The sequence below is a fragment of the Streptosporangium sp. NPDC002607 genome (genome assembly GCF_053592655.1).
On sequence record NZ_JBSFWD010000048.1, the window covers coordinates 21123 to 39844 of the forward strand.

The 18722-nt window shown below is 70.0% G+C and carries 23 protein-coding genes; 14 read left to right on the top strand and 9 right to left on the bottom strand.

Features of this window, described 5'->3' with window-relative positions:
• Positions 1-43 precede the first annotated feature (43 nt).
• Both ACWD3H_RS37270 and ACWD3H_RS37275 read left to right on the top strand, forming a co-directional pair.
• On the top strand, positions 44-1375 hold the full coding sequence (locus ACWD3H_RS37270) for a hypothetical protein (protein WP_451958350.1): 1332 nt from the start codon (positions 44-46) through the stop codon (positions 1373-1375).
• Positions 1376-1451: 76 nt separating this feature from the next.
• Positions 1452-2648, top strand: coding sequence for a fumarylacetoacetate hydrolase family protein (locus tag ACWD3H_RS37275; RefSeq protein WP_451958351.1), 1197 nt, complete (start codon positions 1452-1454; stop codon positions 2646-2648).
• 24 nt (positions 2649-2672) lie between these two features.
• On the opposite strand, the gene ACWD3H_RS37280 is transcribed toward ACWD3H_RS37275, so the two are convergent.
• The 4 genes from ACWD3H_RS37280 to ACWD3H_RS37295 form a co-directional block, all read right to left on the bottom strand.
• Complete coding sequence (locus ACWD3H_RS37280) at positions 2673-2939, bottom strand: GlsB/YeaQ/YmgE family stress response membrane protein (RefSeq protein ID WP_355561107.1); 267 nt, start codon at positions 2937-2939, stop codon at positions 2673-2675.
• A gap of 92 nt (positions 2940-3031) precedes the next feature.
• On the bottom strand, positions 3032-3298 hold the full coding sequence (locus ACWD3H_RS37285; RefSeq protein WP_355561110.1) for a GlsB/YeaQ/YmgE family stress response membrane protein: 267 nt from the start codon (positions 3296-3298) through the stop codon (positions 3032-3034).
• A gap of 187 nt (positions 3299-3485) precedes the next feature.
• The gene (gene ispF, locus ACWD3H_RS37290; RefSeq protein ID WP_030924407.1) at positions 3486-3944 is read right to left on the bottom strand and encodes a 2-C-methyl-D-erythritol 2,4-cyclodiphosphate synthase; all 459 of its coding nucleotides are present in this window, start codon (positions 3942-3944) and stop codon (positions 3486-3488) included.
• A gap of 17 nt (positions 3945-3961) precedes the next feature.
• Positions 3962-4444 carry a CarD family transcriptional regulator gene (locus tag ACWD3H_RS37295; protein WP_030924410.1) on the bottom strand — a complete coding sequence of 161 codons (483 nt, stop codon included), beginning with the start codon at positions 4442-4444 and terminating at the stop codon, positions 3962-3964.
• 261 nt (positions 4445-4705) lie between these two features.
• Here ACWD3H_RS37295 and ACWD3H_RS37300 point away from each other — a divergent pair, with 261 nt between their 5' ends.
• Entirely contained in the window at positions 4706-5287 is a 582-nt protein-coding gene (locus ACWD3H_RS37300) for a copper chaperone PCu(A)C (RefSeq protein ID WP_350911246.1), read from the top strand.
• 188 nt (positions 5288-5475) lie between these two features.
• On the opposite strand, the gene ACWD3H_RS37305 is transcribed toward ACWD3H_RS37300, so the two are convergent.
• Both ACWD3H_RS37305 and ACWD3H_RS37310 read right to left on the bottom strand, forming a co-directional pair.
• Entirely contained in the window at positions 5476-6165 is a 690-nt protein-coding gene (locus ACWD3H_RS37305) for a response regulator transcription factor (protein ID WP_343968494.1), read from the bottom strand.
• The gene (locus ACWD3H_RS37310; protein ID WP_355561158.1) at positions 6162-7346 is read right to left on the bottom strand and encodes a sensor histidine kinase; all 1185 of its coding nucleotides are present in this window, start codon (positions 7344-7346) and stop codon (positions 6162-6164) included. Before ACWD3H_RS37310 ends, ACWD3H_RS37305 begins: the two co-directional genes overlap by 4 nt.
• A 158-nt stretch (positions 7347-7504) precedes the next feature.
• Here ACWD3H_RS37310 and phoU point away from each other — a divergent pair, with 158 nt between their 5' ends.
• A complete protein-coding gene (gene phoU / locus ACWD3H_RS37315) occupies positions 7505-8164 on the top strand; it encodes a phosphate signaling complex protein PhoU (protein ID WP_451958352.1) in 660 nt (219 codons plus the stop codon).
• 92 nt (positions 8165-8256) lie between these two features.
• Here the strand turns inward: phoU and ACWD3H_RS37320 are convergent, their stop codons facing one another.
• Genes ACWD3H_RS37320 through mshA form a run of 3 tightly spaced genes read right to left on the bottom strand, consistent with a single transcriptional unit; the run spans position 8257 to position 10820 of the window.
• The gene (locus ACWD3H_RS37320) at positions 8257-9000 is read right to left on the bottom strand and encodes a phosphoglyceromutase (protein ID WP_451958353.1); all 744 of its coding nucleotides are present in this window, start codon (positions 8998-9000) and stop codon (positions 8257-8259) included.
• A gap of 34 nt (positions 9001-9034) precedes the next feature.
• A complete protein-coding gene (locus ACWD3H_RS37325; RefSeq protein ID WP_355561123.1) occupies positions 9035-9514 on the bottom strand; it encodes a type III secretion system chaperone family protein in 480 nt (159 codons plus the stop codon).
• Positions 9515-9536: 22 nt separating this feature from the next.
• Positions 9537-10820 carry a D-inositol-3-phosphate glycosyltransferase gene (gene mshA, locus ACWD3H_RS37330; protein ID WP_355561126.1) on the bottom strand — a complete coding sequence of 428 codons (1284 nt, stop codon included), beginning with the start codon at positions 10818-10820 and terminating at the stop codon, positions 9537-9539.
• A gap of 98 nt (positions 10821-10918) precedes the next feature.
• Between mshA and ACWD3H_RS37335 the strand changes: the two genes are divergently transcribed.
• The 10 genes from ACWD3H_RS37335 (at position 10919) to ACWD3H_RS37380 (ending at position 18556) form a co-directional block, all read left to right on the top strand.
• Positions 10919-11656 (top strand): SDR family oxidoreductase, encoded by a 738-nt coding sequence (locus ACWD3H_RS37335; protein ID WP_451958354.1) that lies wholly within the window; start codon positions 10919-10921, stop codon positions 11654-11656.
• Between the two features lie 3 nt (positions 11657-11659).
• Positions 11660-12451 (top strand): class I SAM-dependent methyltransferase, encoded by a 792-nt coding sequence (locus tag ACWD3H_RS37340; protein WP_451958355.1) that lies wholly within the window; start codon positions 11660-11662, stop codon positions 12449-12451.
• Between the two features lie 119 nt (positions 12452-12570).
• Positions 12571-12939, top strand: coding sequence for a BlaI/MecI/CopY family transcriptional regulator (locus ACWD3H_RS37345; protein ID WP_350911232.1), 369 nt, complete (start codon positions 12571-12573; stop codon positions 12937-12939).
• On the top strand, positions 12940-13866 hold the full coding sequence (locus ACWD3H_RS37350; RefSeq protein ID WP_451958356.1) for a M56 family metallopeptidase: 927 nt from the start codon (positions 12940-12942) through the stop codon (positions 13864-13866).
• 107 nt (positions 13867-13973) lie between these two features.
• Positions 13974-14501, top strand: coding sequence for a helix-turn-helix domain-containing protein (locus ACWD3H_RS37355; RefSeq protein WP_350911228.1), 528 nt, complete (start codon positions 13974-13976; stop codon positions 14499-14501).
• Positions 14502-14504: 3 nt separating this feature from the next.
• Complete coding sequence (locus ACWD3H_RS37360) at positions 14505-14924, top strand: hypothetical protein (RefSeq protein WP_355561139.1); 420 nt, start codon at positions 14505-14507, stop codon at positions 14922-14924.
• 189 nt (positions 14925-15113) lie between these two features.
• Entirely contained in the window at positions 15114-15440 is a 327-nt protein-coding gene (locus ACWD3H_RS37365; RefSeq protein WP_350911224.1) for a DUF2516 family protein, read from the top strand.
• Positions 15441-15519: 79 nt separating this feature from the next.
• On the top strand, positions 15520-16074 hold the full coding sequence (locus ACWD3H_RS37370) for a GNAT family N-acetyltransferase (RefSeq protein ID WP_451958357.1): 555 nt from the start codon (positions 15520-15522) through the stop codon (positions 16072-16074).
• Between the two features lie 105 nt (positions 16075-16179).
• Positions 16180-17184: a LacI family DNA-binding transcriptional regulator gene (locus ACWD3H_RS37375; protein ID WP_355561146.1), complete on the top strand. Its 1005-nt coding sequence runs from the start codon at positions 16180-16182 to the stop codon at positions 17182-17184.
• A 25-nt stretch (positions 17185-17209) separates the two neighbouring features.
• The gene (locus tag ACWD3H_RS37380; protein ID WP_451958358.1) at positions 17210-18556 is read left to right on the top strand and encodes a serine/threonine-protein kinase; all 1347 of its coding nucleotides are present in this window, start codon (positions 17210-17212) and stop codon (positions 18554-18556) included.
• The last annotated feature ends 166 nt before the right edge of the window (positions 18557-18722 follow it).

Here is an 18722-nt window from a genome sequence, read left to right on the forward strand (position 1 = left end):
CGGACGATCATGCCGGGTGTCGATTCTGTAGGCTCGAAGAGCCATGGACGCCAAATCCCCCGCGGCGGCAGACCCGCTCTCCCGCCCGTCCCCGCCCCTGACCGCCGCCGCCGAACCGAGCAGGACAGTCCTCGCCCTGCGCCGTGCCGGGATCGCCGTCGCCGGAGTCGGCGTGGCCGCCCTCACCGCCGCGGCCTGCGTGCTCTCCTTCGAGGACCTGCGCGCCCTCGCCCTGGCGGGCAGGGCGCCCGCCGACCTCGCGTATCTCTACCCCGCCGCCTTCGACGCACTGCTCGTCGTCGCGATGATCGGCGTGCTGCTGCTGAGGGGCGGGTGGTGGCCGGTACGGCTGCAGGCGGGGGTGGTCCTGACGCTGCTGTTCGCCGGCGCGGCCGCCGCCGAGGTGGCCACCGCCATGCGGATGGCGGTGGACGAGCAACGGGCGGCCGTCGTGGTCGCCGTCGCCCCCTGGGTGATGCTGATCCTGGCCCTCTGGCTCTGGCTCCTGCTGATCAAGCACGCCGCCGCCAGGCGTGCCGCGACCGACGCGAGCCTGGCCGGCCGGCTCGCCTCTGAGCACGACATCGTGCCGTTCCCCGAGGCGGGCCGGCCGTCCTCGGAGCATCCGGGCGCGCCGGACCGCGAGGAGCGCCGGCAGGGGCCTGGCCACCCCGGGCAGTTGGTGCACCACCCCGCGGCCGAGATCATGCTCGATCCGCACGCCGCCCCTCCGCTGGAGACGGTCCCGCACCACGATCTCCCGGCGGGAGAGCCTGTGGTCGGCCCCACCGCGGCGCCGGAGACCCCCGAGGTCGCCGACCTTCCGCAGGGCCCCCCGCCCCCGCGGAGGGCCGCGGCTCCCCGGCAGGGAAAGCCGATGCGCTGGGGTGACCTGGTCCGGCCCCGCCAGGGCGATCTGCTCGTCCACCCGCCCCGTCCCGGCCTGCGAGCGACCGAGGAGGAGCCGGGAGGCGAGAGCAGGGTCAGCGAGCGGGTGGAGACCTGGGACACCGACGCCGGCCTCCCCCGGGAGCGGGAGTCCCGGACGAGCGAGGCCGATACGGCCGAGGCCGGCCCACCCGGCACGGCTCGACCCGACACGGACGAGGTGAGCGAGCGCGACGCCGACACCCAGCCGATCCTCGCCGTGAAGGATCGGACGGCGAACGTCACGCCCGGCGGGACGGCGACGGAGGTCACCGAGGCGGCGGCGAAGGCGGATGCCGCGGGCAGGAGAGCGGGCGGCTCGCCCGACCCCGCGCACGGCGCCGAGGCCGCCGAGGCCGGGGAGGAGGCCCAGGCAAACCAGGAGGACGGCACCGCGGCCCCTCCCTCCGGGCGGATGCGCAGCACGCCCGTCCCGCCCGGCGAGTGAGGGACGAAAGCTTGACCACGCCCGCATGCCCCCCTGACCGGATCCGGGGAACGAAGCCGGCGTGACGAAGTGCTGGGTGAAGGCCTCCGATGACAGCGGCTTTCCGGTGCGGAACCTGCCCTTCGGGGTTTTCTCGCGCCGCGGCGAGTTCCCCCGTGTCGGCGTGGCGATCGGCGACCAGGTACTGGATCTGGGCCTGCTGGCGGAGACCGGGGTGCTGAGGGGCTCACACTGGTTCGCCTCCGGCACCCTCAACGCGTTTCTGTCCGCGGGACCGCGGATCTGGCAGGAGGTCAGGGAGCGGTTGATCCATCTGCTCACCGAGCCGTCATGCCGCCCGGCGGTGATGCCCGCGCTCATCCCGATGGTCGAGGTGCTGATGCACCTGCCGTTCCACGTGGCGGACCTGATCCGCTTCCAGTCGTCCATCGAGCACGAGACGAACCTGGGCCGGATGTTCCGGCCGCCCGGCGATCCGCTGCCGCGCAACTGGCCGCGGATGCCCATCGGGCAGTACGGCAGGGCGTCGAGCGTGGTGGTCTCCGGCACTCCGGTCGTGCGCCCGTCGGGTCAGCTCCGGGGCCTGGGAGGAGCTGACCCGGTATTCGGGCCGTCCACTCAGCTGGATTTCTCCGCCGAGATCGGCTACGTGGTCGGCGTCCCCTCAACCCCGCCGCACGCGCTGGGAACCCAGGCGTTCGAGGACCACGTCTTCGGGGTGGTGGTGGTCAACAGCTGGCGGGCCCAGGACATCATCGCCTGGGAGAGCACACCGCTCGGGCCGTTTCTCGGACGGTTCGCCACCTCGATCTCTCCGTGGGTGGTCCCGCTCGCGGCGCTGGAGCCGGCCCGGGTGGTGCCGCCCGCCCAGGACCCACCTCCGCCGCCCTATCTGCTGGCCAGGCGGCAGTGGGGCCTGAACCTCACCCTGCGGGTCGAGTTGAACGGCCGGCTCCTGTCGGAACCGCCGTTCGCCACCCAGTATTGGACCGGCCCGCAGCTATTCGCTCACACGGGTGTGAGCGGCGCCCCGCTGCGGACCGGCGATCTGCTCACCTCCGGGCCGGTGTCAGGATCGGCCAGAAGCCAGTTCGGCACGCTGCTCGAACTGACCTGGAACGGCCGAGACCCGCTCGGCATGCCGGACGGAACCGAACGGGTCTTCCTGGAGGACGGCGACATCGTGCGCGTCACCGCGAGCACCTCCGGCCCGGAGGGGGGTCAGCTGAACCTCGGCGAGGTCACCGGAGTGGTCCGCCCCGCCGTCCGCTAGACGCTGTCCACCAGAGGCCGTTCGTCAGACCCTGGAGCGCTTGAGACCGGCGACCAGGCCGACACCGACGATGGCCAGACCCACCTGCATGACGAGTTCGATCCAGTCGATCCCGTCCGTGGTGGCGACGCCGAGAACCTGGGCGATGGCGGTGCCGATGAGCGCCGCGACAATGCCGACGACGATGGTCAGAATCCATCCGATCGCCTGCCTACCGGGAAGCAGCAGACGACCGATGGCACCGATGACAGCGCCGATGACGATTGCTCCAAGAATGGACTCAATAGTCATTTCAACCTCCCAGTGAGGGTGAGACCTTCACTCTCACAGGGAGGTGGCTACCCCCTATGCCATGGATATTCCTGTAAACGGTAAAAATTCGGTCAGTGCGACTTCCTCGCCTGCATCTGAACGACGAGTAGCACTCCGATCACGGCGAGCGCGAGCTGGATGAGGTGCTCCCACCAATTGATCCCCCGCGTGTTGGTCAGGCCGACCGATGCGGCGATGGCGGTGCCGATAAGCGCCGCGATGATGCCGACGATGAGCGTCAGGCCGATGCTCAGGTTCTGGCGCCCGGGAAGAATGAGGCGTGCCAGCGCGCCGATGATGGCGCCGATGATGATTGCGGAGACAATCGATCCGATCATGTCCGGCTCCCCCTGTCACGAGACACAGTCATCAGGGAGTTACCCAGCGCATTCATAGATCATCCCAAAAAGGGGTGGCCCGTACCGCGCCAGGAAACGGGCCACCGCCTCGATGTGGACTGACGGGCATTCCGCGCCGCCCGCCGGAACGTTTCCACGTTCCGCATGAGAAGACGTCCGACAACCGCTAGAGGTTCACCACGATCGCGGTCGCGATGGCCGCGACGCCCTCGCCTCGGCCGGTGAGGCCCAGCCCGTCGGTCGTGGTGGCGCTGACGCTCACGGGAGCGCCCACGGCCGCGCTGAGGGCCTTCTCGGCCTCGACGCGACGGGGGGCCATCTTGGGCCGGTTACCGATCACCTGGACGGCCACGTTGCCGATCTCGAAGCCCGCGGCCCGCACCTGGCGAGCGGTCTCCTCCAGCAGGGCGGCACCCGAGGCACCGGCCCAGCGGGGATCGGACGTGCCGAACAGGCCCCCGAGGTCGCCGAGACCGGCCGCGGACAGCAGAGCGTCACAGGCCGCGTGAGCCGCGGCATCACCGTCGGAGTGCCCGGCCAGGCCGGTCTCCCCGGGCCAGTGCAGGCCGGCGAGATGGAGCTCGCGGCCGGAAGCGAACGGGTGGACGTCGACTCCGACGCCCACCCGTGGAAATGTCTTGTTCAGGAGTTGAGAACCTCGTCCAGCAGGGCCTCGGCCTTGTCCTCATTGGTCTTTTCCGCGAGCGCGAGCTCGCTGACGAGGATCTGCCTGGCCTTGGCCAGCATTCGCTTCTCTCCCGCGGAAAGCCCGCGCTCCCTGTCTCGTCGCCACAGGTCGCGAACGACCTCGGCGACCTTGTTGACATCACCGGACGCCAACTTCTCAAGGTTCGCCTTGTAGCGGCGGGACCAGTTCGTGGGCTCTTCGGTGTGAGGCATTCGAAGCACGTCGAAAACGCGCTCAAGGCCCTCTTGTCCGACTACGTCGCGAACACCCACGAGTTCGGCGTTATCAGCCGGCACCTGGACGGTAAGGTCGCCCTTGTCGACCTTAAGAACCAGGTAGGTCCTTTCCTCACCTTTGATGGTCCGGGTCGTGATCGCCTCGATCCGAGCAGCCCCATGGTGGGGGTAGACGACAGTGTCGCCGACCTGGAAAGTCATGTGACAAGTACCCCTTCCGCTGTACTCAAGAGTACCACGTATCCACAGCCTCCCGGAACAGTGAAATCACCATAACTGCAGGTCAAAGCCGCGTCTTATGACTTGACAAGTGCTCAAGTGTGTGAATCAAGGGGGCAAAAAGCACTTATGACCTGCGTTCCCCACCTCCGAATGATCAGGCAGGGCGAGGCGGAAGCCGGTAAACGTCGCCGATAGGGTTGGCCTTGCCCTACCTCATGCGTGACAAGGAGAACTCGCACCGTGACCCGCAACAGCCGTCACCGGGCGATCGCCGCCGCCGCGTTCCTCGCAGCCGCCCTGACTCTGGCCGGCTGTGGCGCCGGATCCGACGCGATCACCAACAAGCCCTACTCGCCGACCGAGGCCCTGTCGGTCAAGACAAAGGGCATCGACATCTCCCAGGCCTTCTTCCTCGGCCCCGACTCCGGCGGGACGCTACCGGCTGGGACGGCCACGCCGCTCTACCTGTCCCTGGTCAACACCAACGGCCCCGACCAGCTCGTCGGCCTCGGCGTCGACCCGGCCCTCGGCACGGCGAAGGTGAGCGCGCCCGTACCGCTCCCCCAGAACCAGCGGGTGAACGTCGGCAAGCCGACACCCACGATCCTGATCGAGGGGCTGAAGAAGCCCCTCAGGGGCGGCGAGTCCATCCCGGTGCAGCTGCAGTTCGCCAACGCGGGGGTCGTGCAGCTCACGATCCCGGTCATCACCCGCAGCCGCGAGTTCACCGCCTACCCGCAGGTTCCCGGCGCCTCCGCGGCTCCCACGCCGACCCCCACCCCCTCCGCCTCCACCGAGGACGGGCAGGGGCACGGCCACTGACCACTCCCGTCGGCCTCAACATGCGGGAGGCCGCCGGGCGACCACGGCTCCCGGGAGATCCGAATCCCCGGGAGCCGGTCATCGGACAAGGCCCGGCCCCCGGTGACCGCCTCCGGACACGCCGAGGGGCCGTACGGCGCGGGCACGCCGTACGACCCCTCGGACCGTCCGGAGGCGCGTGCGAAGGCTCAGGCCTCCGCGGGGTCGAACTTGTAGCCCAGGCCCCGGACCGTGAGGATGCAGCGCGGGTTGGACGGGTCTGACTCGACCTTGGCCCGTAGCCGCTTGACGTGCACGTCCAGGGTCTTGGTGTCGCCCACGTAGTCGGCACCCCAGACCCGGTCGATGAGCTGGCCCCGGGTGAGCACCCGCCCGGCGTTGCGCAGCAGCACCTCCAGCAGCTCGAACTCCTTCAGGGGCAGCTGCACCGGCTCGCCCCGCACGGCGACGATGTGGCGGTCCACGTCCATCCGGACCGGACCGGCGGCCAGCACCGCCGACTCCAGCTCCTCCACATCGCCCTGGCGGCGCAGCACCGCGCGGATGCGGGCCACCAGCTCTCTGGAGGAGAAGGGCTTGGTGACGTAGTCGTCGGCGCCGAGCTCCAGCCCGACCACCTTGTCGATCTCGCTGTCCTTGGCGGTGAGCATGATGACGGGCACGTTGGAGCGCTGGCGGAGCGAGCGGCAGACCTCCGTCCCCGGCAGGCCGGGGAGCATCAGATCGAGCAGCACCAGGTCGGCGCCGTTCCGGTCGAAGGTCTCCAGCGCCTCCGGCCCGGTGGTGGCCACGGCCACCTCGAAGCCCTCCTTGCGCAGCATGTATGACAGAGCGTCGGAGAACGACTCTTCGTCCTCGACGACAAGCACGCGAGTCACTGCGCGGCCTCCAGGGGGATCGTGGTGGTAGCTGGTACTGCCACCGCCATGCCGCCGAAGGCGGGCAGGCGGAGGGTGAAGGTGGAGCCTGAGCCTTCCTTGCTCCACACCGTGACCGCCCCGTTGTGGGCGGCGGCCACGTGCTTGACGATGGCCAGGCCGAGGCCCGTGCCACCGGTCGCGCGCGAGCGTGCCGCGTCGACGCGGAAGAACCGCTCGAAAATTCGCTCCTGGGCGCTCTCGGGGATGCCGATGCCCTGGTCGCTCACGCTGATCTCGACGTATTCGGTGTTGGGGCCCGCCCCGCGGGCACTGACCACGACCCGGGTGTGCTCGGGGCTGTAGGCGACCGCGTTGTCGATGAGGTTGCGCAGGGCGGTGACGAGAAGCTCGTCGTCGCCCCATATCCGCAGGCCCTCGACGCCGCCGGAGACGAGGGTGATGTCCTTGGCCGCCGCGGTGGTGTTACAGCGGTCGATGGCCTCGTGCACCGCCTCGTCGATCAGCACCGGGCCCGGAGTGGGGATGGGCTCGGCGCCCTGGATGCGGGAGAGGGTGATCAGGTCCTGGACGAGGTAGGTGAGCCGGGCCGCCTCATGCTGCATACGCCCGGCGAAGCGGGTGACCGCCTCGGGGTCGTCGGCGGCGTCCTGGATGGTCTCGGCCAGCAACGACATCGCGCCCACCGGCGTCTTGAGCTCGTGGCTCACGTTGGCCACGAAGTCGCGGCGGACCGCCTCGACGCGGCGGTGCTCGGTCTGGTCCTCGGCGAGGACCAGCACCTGACCGTAGGAGCCGAGCGGGGCGACCCGCACCGCGAAGTTGGTCGACTCCTGGCCGAACTTGTGGCCGGCCACCTCGATCTCGCTCTCGCGGATCTCGCCGTCCCTGCGTACCTTCCTGGCCAGCGCGAGCAGCTCGGCCGCCATCAGGTGCTCTCCCTTGACCAGGCCGAACGCGCGCGCCGCCGAACTGGCGCGCAGCACCCGGTCCTCCTTGTCGAGCACGACCGCCGAGGACGGCAGCACGGCCAGCACCGAGGCGACCCCGTGCGGGAGCGCGCCGGGCTCGACGCCGTCCACCGGTGTCATCCCGTCACGCCGTCCGTGGCTCTGCTGGCGGACGACCATCACGGCCAGCGCTCCCACGACGAAGCCGGCCAGCGCGGCCAGGCTCGCCATCAGCTCACTCACGTGGTCCTCCCGTAGGCTTCACGTTTTCGATGGTAGGTGGGGGTTTCCATGTTGGGGACGGCCCGGGGGTGGTGACAGCGGCCTTTCCCGCAAAGTTCACTTTGCGGTCGAGGTTCGTTCACCGGTCCCCTCATACGGTGAGTTCCATGCGCGACGCCTATCACGAAGACCTCGACGCCCTCACCGAACGGCTGGTCGAGATGACCCGGCTCGTGAGGTCGGCGATATCGCGGGCCACCACAGCCCTCCTGGACGCGGACCTTCATCTCGCCGAGAGCGTCATCTCCCAGGACGAGGAGGTCGACCGGATCTTCGCGGAGATCGAGGCCACGATCTTCGACCTGATGGCCAGGCAGCAGCCGGTGGCCGTGGATCTCAGAATGATCATCGCGGCGCTGCGGATGGGCACCGACCTGGAGCGGATGGGCGACCTCGCCGAGCATGTGGCCAAGGTCGCCAGGCTGCGCCATCCCGACTCCGCGATCCCGCCGGAGATCCGTGCCACCATCCTGGAGATGGGCCAGATCGCCGAGCGCCTCATCACCAAGACCGGCAGCTGCATCGCCTCGCGCGACGTGGAGTCCGCCCTGGAGCTGGAGGCCGACGACGACGCGATGGACAGGCTGCACCGCAGGCTGTTCAAGGTCCTGATGGCTCCCGACTGGAAGTACGGCGTCGAGCCGGCCATCGACGTGACGCTGATCGGCCGCTACTACGAGCGCTATGCCGACCACGCGGTCCGTGTCGCGCACGACGTGGTCTATCTGGTGACGGGTTCCCGGCCGCAGGACACCGGCGCCATCTGACTCCCCCGTCGATCTCCTCAGCCCCTCGGAACGTCAGGAGGGCCCGCCGGATCCGGCGGGCCCTCCTGACGTTCCTGCGGATGAGGCCGGGACTACTTGCCCTGGTTGGCCACCGCCTCGATGGCGGCCTCGGCGGCGGCGGGGTCGAGGTACCGGCCGCCCCTGGTGACGGGGTGGAAGTCCGCGTCCAGCTCGTACTGGAGCGGGATGCCGGTGGGGATGTTGAGCCCGGCGATCTCGTCGTCGCCGATCCCGTCCAGGTGCTTGACCAGCGCCCGAAGCGAGTTGCCGTGCGCGACGACCAGCACGCTCCTACCGGCCGCGAGGTCGGGCACGATCTGGTCGTACCAGTAGGGCAGCATGCGCTCGACGACGTCCTTGAGGCACTCGGTCCTGGGCAGCAGCTCGCTCGGCAGCAGCGCGTAGCGGGGGTCGCCGGACTGGGAGAACTCGTCGTCGTCGGCGATCGCGGGCGGCGGGACGTCGTAGGAGCGACGCCAGAGCATGAACTGCTCGTCTCCGAACTCGGCCCGCGTCTGCGCCTTGTCCTTGCCCTGCAGAGCGCCGTAGTGGCGCTCGTTGAGCCGCCAGGACCGGGAGACCGGCAGCCAGAGCAGGTCGGCGGCGCCCAGTGCGAGGTTGGCCGTCTGGATCGCCCTGGTCAGCAGCGAGGTGTGCACCACGTCGGGTCGCACCCCGGCGTCGAGCAGCAGCCTTCCTCCGCGCTGTGCCTCCTCCTCGCCCTTGGCCGAGAGTCCCGCGTCCACCCATCCGGTGAACAGACCCTTGGCGTTCCATTCACTCTCACCGTGCCGGAGCAGCACCAAAGTCGACATACCGACAAGCTTAGTGGGCATCCCCCGGTGCCCCTCAGCGCTCGGGATCGGCGAAGCGGGCGAATGCCTGGAGGTTGGCGAGCGACTCACCGCGCTTGGCACGCCACTCCCACTCGCGCCGGATCGAGGTGGCGAAACCCAGCTCCAGGGCGCGGTCGAACCCCTCGTCGGAGTAGGTGAGCACGCACCCGAGAAGGCGGTCGATCTCCTCTTCGGTGATCGCCCCCAACGGGGCCCGGCCCACGAGGTAGACGTCACCGATCGAGTCGAGGGCGAAGTGCACCCCGTACATGGAGCCGTTCTTGGTGAGCAGCCAGCGGTAGAACTCGGCGTGGTTCTCGTCCGGCCGGCGGCAGAAGAACGCCTCCACGTGCAGGGCCTGGTCGCCGACGATCAGCCAGGTCATGGTGGCGAGCTTGTGCTGGCCGGGGAGCCTCACCAGGAAGGCCCCCGGCCTGGGCTGCTCGTAGGAGACGTCCGCGCTCTTCAGCGCCGCCTCGATCACTTCGCGCATGGGCCCAGCCTACGAGCGGGTCTCATGAATTGACCGCGATGGGGACCCGGTGCAGGTTCGCCATCGCCCCGGCGTAGACATCCGCCAGCCTGGCCGCGGTGGCCGACCAGCCGAAGGCCGCCGCGTGGGCCACCGCGGCCGCGGACAGCGCCTCCCGCCAGGCGGGGGCGTACACGAACCGGCCGAGCACCCGCGCCCAGTCATGGGGGTCGTGCCCCTCGACGAGCACCCCGGAGACGCCGTCGCGCACCGCGGTGCGCAGCCCGCCCACGGACGCGGCGGCGACGGGAGTGCCGCATGCCTGGGACTCCAGGGCCACCAGGCCGAACGACTCGTTGTGCGAGGGGACGACCGTCACATCGGCCGCGCGGTACCAGTCGGCCAGCTCGTGCTGGGGCGCCGGTGGAACGATCCTGACCACGTCGGAGATCCCCAGCGAGACGGCCACGTCGGTGAGGTACGAGGGCCTGGCCAGGCCGTTGCCGCTGGGGCCGCCGACGCAGACGACGACCAGTCTCGACCTGAGCGAGGGATCTTCGAGGAGCATCCTGGCCGCGGCGCGCAGCAGCACGTCCGGGGCCTTCAGCGGCTGCACGCGGCCCACGAAGAGCAGCACGTGGGCATCCTGCGGCAGCCCTAGCCTGTGCCGGGCCGCGCCTTTGGAGGCGGGCTGGAAGACTCTGAGGCTCACGCCGGGGTTGACCACCTCGACCCTGGCGGGGGCCGCCCCGTACAGCTCGACGAGATCACTGGCCTCGGCGGGGGTGTTGGCCACCAGGCGGTCGGCGACGTCCACGACCTGCTGTTCGCCCAGTACCCGGGCCGTCGGCTCGGGCTTGTCGTCCTCGGCCAGCAGGAGGTTCTTCACCTTGGCCATGGTGTGCATGGTGTGCACCAGCGGCAGGCCCCAGCGCTCCTTGGCCAGCCAGCCCACCTGGCCGGAGAGCCAGTAGTGGGAGTGGATGACGTCGTAGCGGCCCGGCTCGTACATGGCCTCGGCGCGCAGCACGCCCGACAGGAAGGCGCAGAGCTGGCCTGGCAGGTCGCCCTTGTCGAGCTCCTCGTACGGTCCGGCGGTGACGTGGCGGACCGAGACGCCCGGGACGATCTCCGCGACCGGTGGCAGGTCCCGGGATGTCTGCCGGGTGAAGATCTCCACCTCCACCCCGAGTTCGGCCAGGCGTTTGGCCACCTCGACGATATAGACGTTCATACCGCCCGCGTCCCCGGTTCCCGGCTGGTCCAGGGGGGACGTGTGCATGCTGATCGTCGCGACTCGGTTGACCCGCCGTCGCCTCACCGACACCACCTCCGAGTGGGCTCAACCACCTGAGAATCCGCAACATTCCCGACACATCACCGCAGAAGGGTCCGTGCGGGGTGGTCCTGGCAGGATGGAGGGTCATGAAGAGGACAGCTGTGGTGACAGGGGCCAGCAGTGGGATCGGCGAGGCGACAGCCCGCCGGCTGGCCGCGGAGGGCTTCGACGTGGTGGCCGCGGCACGGCGCCGGGAGCGGCTGGAGGCGCTGGCCGCCGAGGTGCCCGGCATCCGCGCGGTCACCCTGGACGTGACGTCGCAGGAGTCGGTGGACGAGCTGGCCTCCTCGCTCGACCGCTGTGACGTGCTGATCAACAACGCCGGTGGCGCGATCGGCCTGGAGCCCGTGGCGAGCGGGGACGTCGCGGACTGGCAGCGGATGTACGACGTCAACGTGCTCGGCACGCTCCGCGTCACCCAGGCGCTGCTACCCCGGCTGATCGAGTCCGGCGACGGCGTGCTGGTGATGCTGACCTCGGTGGCCGGGCTCGTCTCGTACGAGGGCGGCGGCGGCTACAACGCGGCCAAGCACGCGCAGACCTCGATGACCGAGGTGCTCAGGCTGGAGCTGGTCGGCCAGCCGGTCAGGGTCGTCGAGATCGCCCCCGGGCTGGTCCATACCGAGGAGTTCTCGCTGAACCGCTTCCGCGGCGACTCCGCCGCCGCCGACGAGGTCTACCGGGGCGTGCCCGGCCCGCTCACCGCCGACGACGTGGCCGACGCCATCGCCTGGTGCGTGACCCGGCCGGCCCACGTGAACATCGACCGCCTCGTCATGCGCCCCCGGGCCCAGGCCGCCCAGCACAAGCTCCACCGCGTCTGAACCATGTCCAAGCCGATAGGGGAGATCACCAGGGGGACCACCGGTCACAACCGCCTGCGGCGGGCCGACCGGTGGGTCGTCGCCGCGCACGGCCGCCTGCTGCGCGCCGCCGACCGCCCGCTGGTGGTCGACCTCGGCTACGGGGCCTCGCACACCACGACCCTGGAGATGTTCCTGCGGCTGCGCCGGATCTGCCCCTCGGTCGAGGTCGTCGGCGTCGAGATCGACCCGGCCAGGGTCGCGGCGGCCAGACCCCACGAGCGCCCGGGGCTGTCCTTCGCGCTTGGCGGCTTCGAGTTGCCGGTGGACCGGCCGCCCCTGCTGGTCAGGGCCTTCAACGTGCTGCGGCAGTACGGCGAGGCGCAGGCGTGGGAGTACTGGGCGATGCTCCGCGAGCGGCTCGCGCCGGACGGGGTGATCGTCGAGGGCACCTGCTCGGAGGTGGGCCACCGCGCGGTCTGGGTCGGGCTCGACCGCTCGGGTCCCCGGACACTGACCCTCTCGGCCCGCTTCGACTCCTTCGAGCGCCCCTCGGATCTGGCCGACCGGCTGCCCAAGACGCTCATCCACCGCAACGTCCCCGGTGAGCCCGTCCACGCCTTCCTGCGTGACTTCGACCACGCCTGGGCGGTCAACGCGCCCTTCGGCTCCTACGGTTCCCGCCAGCGCTGGATCGCCTCCGCGGAGACGCTCGCCGCGACCTGGCCGCTGGCCGAGCGCCCCCCGCTCGGCGGACGATCGCGCTGGCGGCTCGGTGAGATCACCCTCCCCTGGGCCGCGGTCGCCCCGAGATGACCGGCTAGACTCTGCCGCGCCCTGAGCGGAGCGCGCGAGACGAGCGGGTACGCCGCGAAACGCATCACTCGACAGCCCGTAGTACTACCCCTCGTGGTGCGGGGGTTAGTCTTGACGGTGTGAAGGGTCTCGGCGAGCTTGAACGCAGCATCATGGACATCATCTGGGCACAATCATCCCCCGTGACGGCACGGGAGGTCGGACGCCTGATATCCGACCGCGACCTGGCGCCGACCACCGTGATGACCGTGCTCGACCGGCTCACCCGCAAAGGCTTCCTGGTCCGCACCCGCGACGGGCGCGCGTGGCGGTACGCGTCCGCGGAGAGCCGCGACGCCTACGTCGCGGAGCTTATGCTGGAGGCGCTGGATCTGACCGGTGACCGGTCGGCGGCCCTCACCCGGTTCGCCCAGGCCGTCACCGGCACCGAAGCCGACATCCTGCGCAGGGCCCTGACCGGCCTTGAGGAGGAGCTGGAGGACGAGTAAATGACCGCGGCAGCCCTGGCGACGCTCGCCCTGGCCTGCACGGTCGGCGCCTGGCGGTTCACCAGGGCACGGTGGACCTACCGCGCTCCGCACGTGGCCATCGTGCTGTGGCAGGCGCTGGGGGTCACCTGGGGGCTGGCCGGGACGGGCGCTCTGCTCGGCTACGCGCTGGAGCCCTATGGCCAGGGTGTGCTGCACGGCCTGGCCGGCTTCGCCGCCTCCGCGTTCGGTGGCGGCCGGGGATTACCCCAGCCGTACGACCTTTCGAGGATCGTCGCGCTCATCGCCGGGCTGACGGCGCTCGCCGTGCTGATCATGGTGCTTCTCGCCGCGGGCGTGCAGACGTTCCGCGCCCGGCACCGCCACCGCACCCTGCTCGCCCTGATCGCCAGGGAGGACCCGGTGGTCCCCGGTGTACGGGTGCTCGACCACCCGGGCGCCACCGCCTACTGCGTGCCCGGCCTCCGCTCCCAGGTGGTGGTCAGCGAGGGTGCGCTGAAGCTGCTCTCCGCCGACGAGCTGACCGCGGTGCTCGCCCACGAGACCGCCCATGTGCGCGAGCGACACGACCTGGTGCTGCTGCCCTTCGCCGCGCTGCGCAGGGCCCTGCCCTGGTCGCGCGTGGTCAAGGACGCGCAGAGCGAGGTCAGCCTGCTGGTGGAGATGGCCGCCGACGACGTCGCCCGCCGCTACTGCTCCCCACGCCGCCTGGCGACCGCCCTGCTGCGCTTCGGCACGGCGGGCGCCGTCCCCGCGCCGCACGGCGCGCTGGGCGCCGCGACCTCGTCGTCCGCCGCCGTGATGGCCAGAGTCGAGCGCCTGGTGACACCGAGCCCGATCCTGCCGCTCGGGGTCCGCTACGCCATCGTCGCCTTCTCCGTCACCCTGACGGCCTCGGCCCCGCTGCTCTGGCTGATCCCGCACTGACCTCACCTCGGCGTACCGGCCGATCCTGATACAACTTCACCCCAAAACGCTTGCAAGTGTTAGCCATGGCGTTTGCAATTGCAAGCATGGTGAGGCAGACTCAAGGTATGGCACTACCCAAGGTCGGCTCGATCGGTGAGTACATCCGCGAGCAGCGCACGCACGCGAAAATCTCCCTGCGTCAGCTCGCCGCGGCGGCGGGGGTCTCCAACCCCTACCTGAGCCAGATCGAGCGCGGGCTGCGCAAGCCCAGCGCCGAGATACTGAACCAGATCGCCAAGGGCCTGCACATCTCGTCGCAGGCGCTCTATGTCCAGGCCGGTCTCATCGAGGAGCGCGAGCCGGACAGCGACGTGCTGACCGCGATCAGAGCCGACCACCTCATCACCGAGCGCCAGCGCCAGGTGCTGATCGACATCTATGAGTCGTTTCGCAAGGAGAACCGGGCCGAGGCTCCGGACGAGGATGCGCAGACCTCCCAGAAAGCGCATCCCGCACCGGAGCCCCGGCAGGGTGACGCGGGCTCCTCGCCTGACGACGAGGTACCGCTGCCCGGGGAATATCTCACCGCGTTGAAACCCTACGCGGCGCCCCCGAGCAACGGCCACATCACAAAGGAAACCAAGGAAGGTTAACCCATGCCCATCACCACCGAAGTCAAGAAGCTCGCCGAGTCCAAGCCGTTCTACGCCGTCGCCGGGGCCGGCGACTTCGCCGTCGAGAAGCTCATGAAGCTTCCGGAGCGGATTCATAGGCTGCAGGGCCGCCGCGAGGAGATCCGCGAGGCCGCGAAGGACCTCCCGGAGAAGGCCAGGGAGCTCGCCGGCAAGGCCGAGGGCTATGCCAAGGACTTCCCCGTGAAGGCGCGCGACTACGCCGACCACTTCGCGGGCAGGGCCACCGAGCTCTACGAGGAGTTCGCCAACCGCGGCCGCAAGGTCGTCTCCAAGACGAGCAGCGAGGCCGCTCTGGAACTGGAGGAGCTCTCCGAGGCCGCCCGGCCCACGACCCAGAAGAAGGGCACCCGCACCTCGAAGTCCGGCACCTCCAAGGCCTAGCCCGTCGAGGGCTCGTCAAGCTCCAGGACCCGTTCCGGCGCCGCCGGGGCGGGTCCTGGAGCGTTCGGGGGCCGTTCCCCGGCCGAGCGTGTTCGGCCGGAGCGGGCATGTGGAGGCCGATGACGCCGCGAAGGGGACTTTCGGCATTAGGCTGAGGGAAACCGGTGAGGCGAGCGTTCTGGAGAGACGATGATCCAAATCCACGGTGCCCTGGACCTGGTCTTCTGGATCCTGGCCGTCGGGGTGTTCGCGCTGTCGGGCTGGGCACTCGTCCACGCGGTGAGGACCCCCGCACGGGCGTTCGCGGTCACCGGCAAGCAGAGCAAGAACCTGTGGCTGGTCATCCTGGGGCTGGCGGCCCTGTTCGGCTTCGCCGCCGCGGTGGGTTATCTCAGCACGCTGAGCATCTTCACGATCGCGTCCGTCATCGCCTCGGGCATCTACCTCGCCGACGTGCGCCCCGCCGTGCGGGAGATCGGCAAGGGCGGCAACCAGGGGCCGTACGGCCCCTGGTGAGGCGCTCTCCCCTCGGCTGAGAACCGGCGCCTCCGGCGATCCGGTTGCCCTGCGAGGTTTCGGCCGGTAGACACACCGAATGATGTTCGCGCACAAACCCACGCTCTCCGGAGAGCACGTGACGCTCCGGCCGGTCGGCCCCGAGCATGTGGACGGTCTCTGGGAGCTGGTCAACGACCCCGAGACCGTCCGGCTGACCGGCTCGCACGGCAAACCGGAGTTCGAGTCGATCAAGAGCTGGTACGGCTCGCGGGGTGACCACGGCGACCGGCTGGATCTGGCGATCTGCACCGCCGAGGACGACGCCTACGTGGGCGAGATCGTGCTCAACCAGCTCGACGCCGGCAACCTCTCCTGCAACCTGCGCATCGCGCTGATCGGCCCACGCGCCTACGGCAGGGGGTACGGCACCGAGGCGATCCGGCTGACCCTCGACCACGCCTTCACCTCCACACCGCTGCACCGGGTGAGCCTGGAGGTCTACGCGTTCAACGAGCGGGCCGCTCACGTCTACCGCAAGATCGGCTTCACTCAGGAGGGTGTATGCCGTGACGCACTGCGCATGAACGGTGAATGGTACGACTCCGTAATCATGGCGATACTTGCCTCTGACTGGGTTGTCAGGGAAATTTGACATACACATGGTGATTTTTCGGAAACATCTTTTGACACTTCCGAAACAATGCTAGGTTCACTGGGAGCGCTCCCACCTGTGCGGAATCTTGGTGTGGAGGAAGTTATGACGGATCTACCCACACTTGCCCAGGTCGCAGCAGAGGCAGGGGTCTCCCCTGCCACAGCGTCCCGGGTACTCACCGGTTCAGTCAGAGTCAGCACATCGACTCGTAGGCAGGTGCATGACGCAATCTCGCGTCTCGGTTACGTAAGGCATCGCGCTCCCCGTGGCGGCTCCGGCCGCCGATCCGACCAAGTCGTGGCCGTGGTGGTCTGCGAGCCCGCGCACCGGCTGTTCACCGAGCCGTTCTACGCGAGAATGATCACCGCTGCCGAGGAGGTTCTCACCGGGCACGGCGTTCCCCTGGCCGTGATGACCGCCACGGCGGCCACCTCCACCATCGCCACACCCCCGCTCGTCGCCGGAGGCATCGACGGCGTGCTGTTGATCGGCGCACGCGACAGGCACCCGCTCGTGGTGACCCTGGCCGCCTCGGGCATCCCGGTACGCAGCGCGGGCCGTCCCCCGGACGGCATCGACCTCCCCCATGTCGACATGGACAACCGCGACGGCGGCAGGCAGGCGGCGGAGCACCTGCTGCTCGGCGGCCGGCGGTCCATCGGCGTCATCGCGGGGCCGCCCGCCCTGCCGGCCGCCCGTGACCGGCTCGACGGGTTCCTGCAGACTCTCACCCTGGCCGGGATGACCGGCGTGCCGGTCGCGTACGGCGACTTCAGCCACGCGTCGGGGGTGCACGGCATGCAGTGGTTGTTACGCCGGATGCCGCACCTCGACGCGGTCTTCGCGGCCTCCGACGTGATGGCCGCGGCCGCGTTGCAGACCCTGCGCCGGGCCGGCCGCCGGGTGCCCGAGGACGTGGCGGTCATCGGCTTCGACGACGCCCCCGCCGCCCGGCGGACCTCCCCCACGCTCACCACGGTCCGTCAGCCGGTGGAGGAGTTCGCGGCGCTGGCCACCAGGCTGCTGCTGCTCTCGATGGGCTCGGCAGGCGCATCCCGTGACAACCCCGTACTCCCCACTGAGCTGGTGGTCCGTGAGTCCGCCTGACCCTGTCGGACTCCGTGCGGGAGACGTGCTCACCCGCAGGTACCTGCTGCTGGAACGGATCGCCTGGGGCGGCATGAGCGTCATCTGGCGCGCCTTCGACCAGTCGTTGCAGCGGATGGTCGCGGTCAAGCTGCTGGACGGCGAACTCGGCGTCGACCACGGGGAGCGCGAGCTCATCCGCAGGGAGGCGCGCGCCACCGCGCGCCTCATCCACCCCGACGCGATCGAGGTCTACGACTACGGGGAGACCGTGACCTCGCACGGTCGCCTGGCCGCCTACGTGGTGATGCGCCTGCTGGAGGGGCGACCGCTCGCCGACCGGATCATCGAGGGCCCGCTGCCGTGGGCGGAGGCGGCGCTGATCGCCGCCAGGCTGGCCACCGTGCTGGCCGCCGCCCACGAGCGGGGGATCGTCCACCGGGACGTCACCGCCGACAACGTGCTGCTCACCTCTACCGGCGCCAAGTTGCTCGACTTCGGCATCGCGGCGTTCATCGGGGAGGACGGCGACGACCGGGCCTCCGACTACGGCACACCTCCCTACGTGGCGCCCGAGCGGCTGACCGGCACCGTCGCGGACCCGGCGAGCGACGTCTACGCGCTGGGCGTGCTGCTGTTCGAGATGCTCACCGGCAACCCCCCGTATCCGGAACGCACCTGGGAGGAGATCGAGAACGTCCGGCGGGAGGGCCCCCCGCCGATGGCGGACGTGCCGGGGATGCCCGCACAGATCAGCGCCCTCTGCCAGACATGCCTGTCACCTCGGCCCGAGGTCCGGCCGAAGGCACAGGAGGTGGCCGACGGCCTGGCAGAAGCCCTGATGCCGTCCCGTTCGACCGGCAGGGGCACCCTGACGCGCTGGAGCATGGTCACGGCGACGGCGACGACACTGCTGGTGGGAGGCCTGGTGTGGAGCCAGCTCACCGGCTACCCCGACGGCCAGGTGGCCGATCCGCAGGGGCGCGGAACGCTCCCGGCCGCCGCCCTCGACCCCGCCACCGCGCTCCCCGAACCGGGCGCGACGCCGAGCCCCAGCCCCTCCCCTTCCGCTCCCGCCGTCCGCAAGGGGGGCGGGCGGGAGGTGGAGCAGACGCCCTGGACAGAGGCTGTCCGCTCCTCCATCCCGAACCTCAACCAGAGCCTGCGGAGTTTCAACGCCGTGCTGGCGAAGGGGGAGGACGAGGGCAGGATCCGCCCGGACGTGGCCCTGGACCTGCGACAGGTGCTGGCCAACAGCGTCCGGGACTCCGGCGACCTCACCTCGATCTGGGGAAAGATCGCCGACCGGAACCGGGAGGGCTCCCTGCCCGACGATTTCCGCCGCGCGTTGGAGGCACAGCTCCTGCTCGTGTCGGTGGCCCTGACCGGTTGAGCCCGTCGCGCCGGCCTGCCGCGGTGGTACCCCGCCACCGGTGAGCAGACCGGCGGGTGGCGCGACGGGTGAAACTTTCACCTGGTGATCGGCGGGACAGGAAGCGTACAGAGCGAGCTAGGAGGGGTCGCGGGCACTCGTGAGAGGGCGGGAACGGTCCCGCACA